Here is a 1,730-nt window from a genome sequence, read left to right as displayed (position 1 = left end):
GTGCGGGTGAACGCCGGGTGGGCGGCCGAGGGGCGGATGCGGTACAGCCACGAGCGGCGGTTGTGGGCGCGGGGCTCGGTGAACGCCGTGCCGCTGAGCTGCTCCGCGTACAGCCCGAGGGGGGCGCGCTGCGGGGAGTTGCGGCCCTCGGGCAGCGCCCCCGGAACCGCCTCCGAGCCGTGCTCGTTGCCGAAGCCGGAGAGGTAGGCCAGTCCCTCGGCGGTCTTGCGTGCGTCGTCCCCGCTCATGATCGCTCCCTTGCAACCTGATTCCTATGGAACACCATAGGAATGCGTTTTCCAGGGCGCAAGACCCCCTACTCCGGAGGGAGGGCCGGAACCAGACTCCAGGGGGATCCGGCCGGCCGTACCGCTGCTCTACGCTCCACGGCATGCTGTCGTGGAGGAGGGGACCACTCGCCGCGCTCGCGGTCTGCGCCCTGCTGTTCGCCGGGCCGGCGGGCTGCGGGTCGAACGGTGCGCACGGGGATGCGGAACGGGAGTCGTCCGCGCCCGTGGGCAAGCTCCTCGACCACACCGACGAGGAGGGGCGGCGCTACCGGGAGGTGGACGAGAAGAGCGCTCCCGAGGTCGGTGTCGAGGTCCAGCCGGACGCCGACGGCAACTGGGACGTACGGCTGACCGTCCGCCGCTTCCGCTTCTCACCGGCCGGCACCGGGGCCCGGGCGACGGCCGGCCGCGGCCTCGCGCACCTCCTGGTGGACGGCAGGCTCGTGGCCCGCCTGCGCACTCCCGCCTACCGCCTGCCCGCCCATCTGATCCCCCACGGCACCCACCAGATCACCGCCCGCCTCTGTGCCGACGACGACACGGTCTGGGCGGTTTCCGGCAAGCCGGTACAGAGCACGGCCGACATCACGGCCTCCCCCTGAACCACCGGAGCCGACCCCGGACCCACCGGAGCCGACCCCGGCCCCGACGCCCACCGCTCCAACTGGAAGGCCCGCTTCACCCGATCGCCGGGGGGCAGGCATGATGAAGCCGTGCCCCACGCGACCCCGCTACGCCGCGCGCCCGTGCAGCGGCGCAGTGCCGAACGGCTGACCAGGATCCTCGACGCCTGCGCCGACCTCCTCGACGAGGTCGGCTACGACGCGCTGACCACGCGTGCCGTCGCCCTGCGCGCCGGTGTGCCCATCGGTTCCGTCTACCGGTTCTTCGGCAACAAACGCGCGATGGCCGACGCGCTCGCCCAGCGCAACTTCGAACGCTTCACCGAGCGCGTCACGGAGCGCCTGAAGGAGACCGGGGGCGGCGGCTGGCGTACCGCCATGGACGCCGTGCTCGAGGAGTACCTGGAGATGAAGCGGACCGCCCCCGGCTTCTCCCTGGTCGACTTCGGCAACCAGATCCCCGTCGGCATTGGCCAGGCCCAGCCCAACCGTCGCGTCGCCGACCGCCTCACCGACCTGCTCTCCGGCCCTCTGCACCGCGAGCCCGACGACGACCTGCGCCGCACCTTCCTGATCGCCGTCGAGACCGCCGACGCCCTCGTCCAACTCGCCTTCCGCGTCGACCCGCAGGGCGACGAGCGGATCATCGAGGAGATGCGGACGATGCTGCGGGCGTATCTGGGGCGGGTGCTGGACTGAGTCCCACCCGGACGCCGCCCGCGCCGGACGCCGCGCGAAAGAGTTCCGGCCATCCTTCCCGGCAGGTCTCCCCTCCGTGCATACCGGTCGGTACGCTCGCTCCGTCCCCGTCCCCGTC

Annotated in this window: 3 protein-coding genes; 2 read left to right on the top strand and 1 reads right to left on the bottom strand. The window is 72.5% G+C overall.

What is annotated here, in order from left to right:
- A partial coding sequence (locus C1I97_RS36660; protein ID WP_146608429.1) for a homogentisate 1,2-dioxygenase occupies positions 1-248 on the bottom strand: 248 nt, incomplete at its 3' end.
- 146 nt (positions 249-394) lie between these two features.
- Here C1I97_RS36660 and C1I97_RS36655 point away from each other — a divergent pair.
- Positions 395-892, top strand: coding sequence for a hypothetical protein (locus tag C1I97_RS36655; RefSeq protein WP_258382921.1), 498 nt, complete (start codon positions 395-397; stop codon positions 890-892).
- Positions 893-1,003: 111 nt separating this feature from the next.
- Positions 1,004-1,612 (top strand): TetR/AcrR family transcriptional regulator, encoded by a 609-nt coding sequence (locus tag C1I97_RS36650; protein ID WP_111007208.1) that lies wholly within the window; start codon positions 1,004-1,006, stop codon positions 1,610-1,612.
- Positions 1,613-1,730 lie beyond the last annotated feature (118 nt).

This window comes from Streptomyces sp. NTH33 (genome assembly GCF_003236365.1).
GTDB lineage: Bacteria > Actinomycetota > Actinomycetes > Streptomycetales > Streptomycetaceae > Streptomyces.
The sequence above is the reverse complement of the archived record's forward strand: the minus strand, read 5'-3'. Positions and strand labels throughout refer to the sequence as shown.